The organism is Desulfonatronospira sp., assembly GCA_003563255.1.
In the GTDB taxonomy this organism is placed as follows: domain Bacteria; phylum Desulfobacterota; class Desulfovibrionia; order Desulfovibrionales; family Desulfonatronovibrionaceae; genus Desulfonatronospira.
In genome coordinates this window covers 1-8,003 of record PWSL01000254.1, presented here as the reverse complement: position 1 = coordinate 8,003, position 8,003 = coordinate 1, and the positions used below count along the sequence as shown (strand labels likewise).

Below are 8,003 nucleotides of genomic sequence, written 5' to 3'. Positions count from 1 at the left end.
TGCGCAAACTGGCCGAACGTAGTGGCCAGGCGGCCAATGAGATCAGCGGACTTTCCGCCTCCAGCGTGCAGGTGGCGGAAAAGGCCGGGGAGATGCTCAAGAAGATGGTCCCGGACATCCAGAAAACCGCGGACCTGGTCCAGGAGATAAGCGCATCCTCCAGAGAACAGACATCCGGTGCGGAGCAGATCAACAAGGCCATCCAGCAACTGGACCAGGTGGTGCAGCAGAATGCTTCCGCTTCGGAAGAGCTGTCCTCCACTGCCGAGGAGCTGTCCAGCCAGGCCCAGCAGCTGCAGGATACCATCAGCTTCTTTGTCCTGAGCGATAACGGGGGCAAATCCAGACGCGGGCAGGGCGTGCAGTCAAAGAAACCCCAGGCCCGCAAGTCCCAGAGCAAAGCAATGGTAAGAGAGGACAGAAGAGACCAGCAAAGAGCTCCAAGGCAGGCAACCAGAAAGACCGGCAACCGTCTGAAGCTGAATATGCAGTCTGAGGACGCCGAAGACCAGGAGTTTGAGCGCTATTGAGGCCCGGGCGGCATGCTGATGCCGCATTCTAAAATAACAACCAGCAACAGATAACCGCTCAGGTTCGGTTCAAGGAGTGCTTATGACTGACAAAGGCACAAGCTACAGCGATACCTATCTGACCTTCTACCTGGATCAGGAGCTTTTCGGACTGAGTATCGATTCGGTGCGGGAAGTCCTGGAGTATACCACGATCACCAAGGTCCCCAGGACAGCCGATTACATGCGTGGAGTGATCAATGTGCGGGGGCGTCCCGTTCCGGTAGTTGACCTGCGCAAGAAGTTCGGCCTTGATGAAGGGGAGCAGACAGTGGATACCTGCATAATTATCGTGGAGGTCAGTTATGACGGAGAATCCAGCATCATGGGGGCCCTGGTGGACGGGGTACAGGAGGTCCTGGACATTCCGCCCAGCCAGATAGAAGACACCCCAAAGCTTGGAAGTACCATCGACATGAAATTCATCCGCGGACTCGGCAAACTCGAGGAGAATTTCGTCATTCTCCTGGATATTCAGGCCGTATTCAGCATGGAAGAACTATCATCAATTGCTGAAAGCGGCGTAAGACATATGCCGGAAAACAGAGCCTCGACCAACGTCGGCATGCAGGGCTGAGGCTGAAGCAGCCGGCTGTACGCAATTGTGTTCAGCCGGCTGCAGTTCAAAATCTTAGCCGGGGTTTATTCCCAGAGATGCTGCAATCATGAATGAAATCCAGAATGCAGAGGACAGACGCTGGTCTGTACCCAGGCCCATGACCAACAAAGAGTTCAAGAGTCTGGGCGAATTCATCCAGACCGAGTTTGGAATTAAGATGCCTCCGGCCAAGAAAACCATGCTGGAGTCCAGGCTCGGCAAAAGACTGCGAAGTTTGAACATGGCAAGTTTTGACGAATACAAAGAGTATCTTTTCAGTCTCAAGGGCCTGGAACTGGAAATGCCGCACCTGGTGGATGCCGTGACCACCAATAAGACGGATTTTTTCCGGGAGGCGCATCATTTTGAAATCCTGTACAACGAACTGCTGCCTGAATGGATGGAAGAACACCCCTCAGGCGGCAGGCTCATGGCCTGGTGTGCAGGGTGCTCCAACGGCAAGGAACCGTACAGTCTGGCCATGGTCTTAAACGAGTTTGCTCTGAGGCACCAGCATTTCGATTACCAGATCCTGGCCACTGACATCTCCAGGCAGGTCCTTAACGAGGCCCAGAGGGCGGTTTATACGGAACAGGGAGCTGAACTGATACCAGGTCAGATGCGCAAGAAATACCTTTTAAGAAGCAGGGACCGCAAGAGAAGTCTGGTCAGGATAGTCCCGGAGCTGAGGAGCAGGGTTTCATTCAGGGAGCTTAACCTCATCCAGGATATTTCCTTCCGGGAGAAGATGGACCTTATATTCTGCCGCAACGTGATCATCTATTTTGAACGTCCCGTACAGGAAGCCCTTTTCCGTAAGCTCTCCAAATTTATTGAGTACGGAGGTCATCTTTTTATCGGGCATTCGGAAACCTTGAGCGGGATGGATCTGCCTTTGAAACAGATCCGGCCCACGATTTATAAGAGAATATAATTGTTTTTTTTAAGATGTCTCTCTGTTCACTGCAGCCTGGAATGCTTCCGGCTTCCTGCCTGGAGGAGTGCCGGAGTGCTTTCCTCCATGCGACATGCAAAGCCAGACAGATACGATGTATCATCGTTATATTGGCACTGAAGGTGTTGTTTGCAGCATGCAGGAAGACCTGAAAATAAACTCTGAGTGCCCCAGAATCTATCTGAAGCAGGGGGAATTCTTTTTTTCAGACAATCGGCCGGTAGCCGTGATCACTGTGCTGGGATCATGCGTGTCCGTGACCTTCTACTCTTCGGAACTGCAGGTTGGGGCCATCACCCATGCCGTGCTTCCGGATCCTGCTTCCGGGTACGCCCATTTCGACCACGGCCCGGGGTGGTATGTGCGAAGCAGCATAAAAGAGGTTCTGGAGAGGTTTTCTGGTATGGACCAGAGACCCATGGACCTGGAGGTCAAGGTCTTCGGAGGCTCGCGTATGTATACCCCGGATGTTTATGAGCGGGGCCTGTGCCGAAGTGTGGGGGAGTCAAACGTGTTGTGCGCCCTGCACACTCTGAAAAGTTTCAATATCAGGCCCCGGGTGGTGGAGGTGGGCGGAGGTAAGGGCAGGAGGCTGGTGTTTTATCCCGCTCTGGGAGAGGTGTGGGTGAAAAAAATCAACTCCAGCTTCCGGTAGTCAGTTTTAAACCGCCTCCAGGGATTTTTCCGGCACAGTTAACCATTTATCTTCAGGCGATAAATCATGAGCAAAAAAATTCGGGTCATGATCGTTGATGACTCCGCCTTGGTACGCCAGGCCCTGGCCGACATTCTTGATTCAGATCCAGAGATCCAGGTTATGGCCACGGCTTCGGACCCTTTCGTAGCCGCCAAAAAGATGGAGTCGGACGTTCCGGATGTGATCACCCTGGATATAGAAATGCCCCGCATGGACGGGCTCACTTTTCTGCGCAAGATCATGAGCCAGCACCCCATGCCGGTGATTATCTGCTCTTCCCTGACCGAGAAGAATTCCGAACTGACCCTGCAGGCCATGGATGCCGGGGCCGTGGAAATCATCACCAAGCCCAGGCTGGGTACAAAAAAGTTTTTTGAAGAAGCCAGGGTGCGCATAGTGGATGCGGTCAAAGCGGCCTTTCAGGCGGACCTGTCCGCAAAACGGCGCAGGCCGTCGGGAAAGTCCATGCGCATAGAGCCCAAGTTGAGCGCAGATGCAGTCATTCCAGGGCCCGCCAAAGGCAGGGAAATGTTTCAGACCACGGACAGGGTGGTGGTGGTAGGGGCTTCCACCGGTGGGACCGAGGCCTTGAGAATACTTTTGGAAGCCATGCCCCTGGACTGTCCTGGAATTGTGGTGGTGCAGCACATGCCGGAACATTTCACCAGGGCCTTTGCCCAGAGGCTTGACGGTATCTGCACCATCAGCGTCAAGGAGGCTGCAGACAATGATCCGGTCCTGCGGGGCAGGGCGGTAATAGCCCAGGGCAACAGGCACCTGCTTTTAAAACGCAGCGGGGCCAGGTACTACGTCCAGATCAAGGACGGTCCCCTGGTATCCAGGCACAGGCCATCGGTGGATGTGCTTTTCCGTTCTGCAGCCAGGTATGCCGGGAAAAACGCCGTGGGGGTGATCATGACCGGGATGGGTTCGGACGGGGCCAGCGGGATGAAGGAACTGCACGATGCAGGGGCCTATACCATAGGTCAGAATGAGGCAAGCTGCGTGGTCTACGGCATGCCCCAGGAGGCCAGAAAACTGGGGGCGGTGGATGAGGAACTGCCTCTGGAAAAGATAGCATCTCAGGTGCTCAAGGCCTTGAAATAGACAATAAACGTCAGCACTACAGCGAACCTTATTATTGACCTCCGGGGTACCGGTTTTTTCGTCGCTGAGATGTTTGAGAGATTGCAGTAACCAAAAAAATGTTGTCGCGGGGACTGTCCCAACCGGGATAAGAGCACTGTATTATCTTGGGTTTCGGGCATGGTCCGCGTTTGAAACTAATAAGTTGGAGTTAGAGGGGTGTTTATGAGAGTTCTTATTGCGGAAGATGATTTTGTTACCAGGAAAAGCCTGGAAAGGCTTATGCAGCAATATGGGGAATGCGACGAGGCTACCACCGGGAAGGAAGCAGTAGATTGTTTCAGAATGGCCTGGGAGGAAAAGAAACCTTACGACCTGATTCTTTTGGATATTATGATGCCTGACCTTGACGGCCAGGATGCATTGCAGCAGATCAGGGATTATGAGCGTTCCCGGGGGATTGTGGGCTTCGGGGAGACCAAGGTGATCATGGTCAGCGCCCTGGATGATCCCCGCAACGTGGTGCGGGCCTTTTACTCCGGCGGAGCCAGTTCCTACCTGGTCAAGCCCATCCGGGAGCAAAAGCTTTATGAGGAGTTGGAAAAGCTCGGTTTTAATCTCAAAAGCATTTGAGAAAACTGACTAGAGGTAACTATGCAGGCCAGGCCAATTCTGCTTGTAGGCCTTCAAGCCGGGGACCGGGAAAAGGTTTTGCAGGCCCTTGATCTGTCAGGACTGATGCGCAGTCAGGTGCAGGAAGTCTTTTCAGGGAGTGAAGCCCTGAAAATTTGCCGGGCAAGGCCCTTTACCCTCATCATTCTTGACCAGTTCATTTCCGATATGTCCTGGCTGGAACTGGTGCGTCTCATGGGAGAGCACAAGTGGAAAATGGATGCCAGACTTGTTTTGCTGGCCGACTTGAGCCGGACGGATCTTAGGGCCTGTCAGGAGGCGGCCGGCCTGGGTCTGGATGAGATATGTTTCAAACCTCTGGATCAAAGAGAACTTGCCGCCAGGGTCCGCTTCAGAATCAGCCACAGCGCTTATGCCGGCGGGTGTCAGCAGCACTTTGTCAGTACCGCGTCCAGGGCTGGTCTTGGTTACTGGGAATATAATCCTCTTACCGGGCACTTTTTTTTATCTCCCTCCGCCATGGAACTTTTGGGATATACCCCTGGGCAGGAGCCCATGGAAAGCGAGGTTATGCAGAACCACCTCTCCCCGGGGGATATGAATAACCTGGAAAGCAGGTTGCGTACCCTTGCTCCAGATAAATTGTTTTCAATGGATCTAAGTTTCAGGCGCAGAGACCGGGAAGAGCGTTTTATCAGGATACAGGGCCAGATGTCGGGTATGGACAGCCCCGGGGTGATCAGCGGAGTCTTTCAGGATGTTACGCAGCAGAAGCGGGTTGAAAACAAGCTGGTGGAGCTTCTGGAACAGACATCAATGCAGGCCGAGGCCCTGGAGCAGAGCGGGGAGGGAATAGTTCTCACGGACAGCAGCCTCAAGGTGGTTTACGTCAATCCTTTTTTTGACGAAACCAGCGGTTTCAAGGCCAGTGAACTCATAACCAAGCTCAAGGAGGCAATGTACGCCGACATGGAACCGGGCGGCGGGATTTATGAAGACAGGGACAGGGCTCCACTGAGGAAACAGCTGACGCTGGTTGACAAAAACGACTACACCCGGGAGGTGGAAGTGTCTGTTTCCCCGGTTAAAAACAAACAAAGCGGTGTGATTGTCAATTACGTGCTCATGGTCCGGGATATCACCGAAAGGCAGCATCTCCAGAAACAGCTGCAGCAGGCCCAGAAAATGGAGGCCATCGGCACACTGGCCGGGGGGATAGCCCATGATTTCAACAATTCCCTGATGGGTATCCAGGGCTTTACCGAACTGGCCCTGCTTAAAATGCCTGACCATGGACGCCCCAGGGAGTACCTGCAAAGCGCCCTGGGCACTGTGCAGCGGGCAAGGGACCTGGTGCAGCAGATTTTGACCTTCAGCGGGCAGAAGGAGACAGTCAAGGCGCCCATGCAGGTCGAGCCCGTCCTGAAAGAAGCCCTGAAGCTGCTGGGGGCCACTGTTCCAGCCAATATCCAGGTGAATTCGGACATAGAAGAAGATACTCCCATGGTCACAGCCGATCCGGTCTGGATCCACCAGATAGCCATGAACCTGTGCACCAACGCCCTGCAGGCCATGCCAAAGGGGGGGGATATAAGCGTGGGTCTGAAGGTTGCAGATCTGAACGATTTCTGCATGGAAGCCGGCCATGACCTGGCCCCGGGCAGGTATCTGCTCCTGGAGGTCCAGGATTCCGGGTATGGCATGGAGCCGGAAATTCTGGAGCGAATTTTCGACCCATTCTTTTCCACAAAGCCCAGAGGCAAGGGCACAGGCCTGGGACTCTCAGTGGTCCACGGGATAGTGCAGGAACTAGCCGGGCATATAGAGGTCGTCAGCACACCAGGGAAGGGAAGCCTGTTCAGAGTCTATATCCCCGCTTTACAGGAGGCTGCTGTACACGTCCCCGCCTCGGCACGGCTGGAGTATCAATCCGGGGGGATGGAGAGAGGACGGGGAAGCATACTTTTTGTGGATGACCAGGAGGATATTGTCCTTTGGGGTGTGCGGGCCTTAGAAAGTCTTGGTTACAAGGTCAGGGGTATTTCCAGTGGAGAGCAGGCCCTGGAGATGTTGCGCAGGGATCCCGACGGGTATGACCTTTTGGTAACGGATCTAAGTATGCCGGGGATATCTGGGGAAGACCTGGTCAAAAGCGTCAGGGGGCTCAGACCCGGCCTGCCCATAATCATGTGTACCGGGCACGCCGGTGCAGACATCCAGGAACACTGCGGCAGTCAGGCTGATGCCGTGATGCAGAAGCCTTTCAGCATGGGGGAGTTTTCCAGGCTGATCCGCTCACTTCTGCAGGAGGGCTAAAAGGGCGAGGTGTCTGATTGGTCCGACAGGTCCGACGTGTCCGACGTGTCCGACGTGTCCGACAGGTCTGAGTAGTCCGACAGGTCAGACGTGTCAGACGTGTCAGACGTGTCCGACATGTCCGACAGGTCTGAGTAGTCCGACATGTCCGACGTGTCCGACGTGTCCGACGTGTCCGACATGTCCGACAGGTCTGAGTAGTCCGACATGTCCGACGTGTCCGACATGCCCAGAGCCCTCGCTTCCGGATTCCAGGGCGCTGCAGGCTCCCGGACTCCTCCCTGCCTGGACCGGGACCGGGCATGATACATACGCTCGGTTATCCCGCCCTTTTCCAGAAAATCCTTTTCCAGACGCTTAAGCTGCCTGCCCAGCAGGAAGCTTGCCTGGTTGGTCAGACAGAGCATGATGTTGGCGCAGGTCTCTGCGGGCTTTATGCGCATGGCTGTCAGGGCAGCCAGCAGTGGCTCATCCAGAAATTCCTGAGCCTGGTGCGAGACTTTGTCCGGGTACGGGGCGTTTTGTGGGGGAGGGAGTCTCCCGGCCAGGCGCCGGCGCATGGCCAGGACTATCCTGGAATCCTTGTCCCAGATCTGCAGGCCTCTCTGGCGCAGATAGTCCTGGTAGTCCTGGATCAGCTCTCCCAGGCTGGCCCTGGCCACGTTGGTCAGCTTCAGCTCGGTTTTTTTCGAGGTGCCTGAAGCCAGGGACCCTTCCACAATATTCTGTACTCCGCTTCTGGCGGCCTGCTCCATCTGGTCCCTGGTCCTGGAGGTTTTGCGGATAAATCTTTCACAGAAAATCACCGTGCCGTCATGCACGGCCAGTGATACCGCGAAGCTGCGCAGCTTTTTGAACCCGCCGTGGGCAGGTATGATCATATGCTCACCCATGCCCTGGATATATTCAGATTTTTGCCCCGAAATCAAGCCCAAAAAAGCTGCAGCAAGGCCCAGAGCGTATGCACCTGAAACGAGTCTGGATAAGCAACTGTTGATTTACGAAGCAGTTCAGGATAGATAAACGTAAAAAAGACGAGATTGAGCTTATAGTAGCCAAGGAGCAGGCCGAGGCGGCCTGCAGGGCCAAGAGCGAATTCCTGGCCAATATGAGTCACGTGATCCGAACCCCCATGGCCGGGATCATGGG

The 8,003-nt window shown here is 54.7% G+C and carries 7 protein-coding genes and 1 pseudogene; 7 read left to right on the top strand and 1 reads right to left on the bottom strand.

Translation table 11 applies throughout. The features are described 5' to 3' along the window. The 7 genes and pseudogenes from QZP87_RS07435 to QZP87_RS07405 form a co-directional block, all read left to right on the top strand. A pseudogene (locus tag QZP87_RS07435) lies at positions 1 to 530 on the top strand (chemotaxis protein); the annotation flags it as partial. An 82-nt stretch (positions 531 to 612) separates the two neighbouring features. Beyond that, positions 613 to 1,146: a chemotaxis protein CheW gene (locus QZP87_RS07430; protein ID WP_291322288.1), complete on the top strand. Its 534-nt coding sequence runs from the start codon at positions 613 to 615 to the stop codon at positions 1,144 to 1,146. 88 nt (positions 1,147 to 1,234) lie between these two features. Then, positions 1,235 to 2,101 (top strand): CheR family methyltransferase, encoded by an 867-nt coding sequence (locus QZP87_RS07425; RefSeq protein ID WP_291322287.1) that lies wholly within the window; start codon positions 1,235 to 1,237, stop codon positions 2,099 to 2,101. A gap of 157 nt (positions 2,102 to 2,258) precedes the next feature. Then, complete coding sequence (locus QZP87_RS07420; protein ID WP_291322286.1) at positions 2,259 to 2,777, top strand: chemotaxis protein CheD; 519 nt, start codon at positions 2,259 to 2,261, stop codon at positions 2,775 to 2,777. A 66-nt stretch (positions 2,778 to 2,843) separates the two neighbouring features. Further along, a complete protein-coding gene (locus tag QZP87_RS07415) occupies positions 2,844 to 3,926 on the top strand; it encodes a chemotaxis response regulator protein-glutamate methylesterase (protein WP_291322285.1) in 1,083 nt (360 codons plus the stop codon). A gap of 204 nt (positions 3,927 to 4,130) precedes the next feature. Further along, entirely contained in the window at positions 4,131 to 4,538 is a 408-nt protein-coding gene (locus QZP87_RS07410; RefSeq protein WP_291322284.1) for a response regulator, read from the top strand. A 21-nt stretch (positions 4,539 to 4,559) separates the two neighbouring features. Then, positions 4,560 to 6,854: a response regulator gene (locus QZP87_RS07405; protein WP_291322283.1), complete on the top strand. Its 2,295-nt coding sequence runs from the start codon at positions 4,560 to 4,562 to the stop codon at positions 6,852 to 6,854. On the opposite strand, the gene QZP87_RS07400 is transcribed toward QZP87_RS07405, so the two are convergent. Continuing rightward, the gene (locus QZP87_RS07400) at positions 6,851 to 7,789 is read right to left on the bottom strand and encodes a four helix bundle suffix domain-containing protein (protein WP_291322282.1); all 939 of its coding nucleotides are present in this window, start codon (positions 7,787 to 7,789) and stop codon (positions 6,851 to 6,853) included. The two genes, QZP87_RS07405 and QZP87_RS07400, sit on opposite strands and share 4 nt — an antisense overlap. Between the last annotated feature and the right edge of the window lie 214 nt (positions 7,790 to 8,003).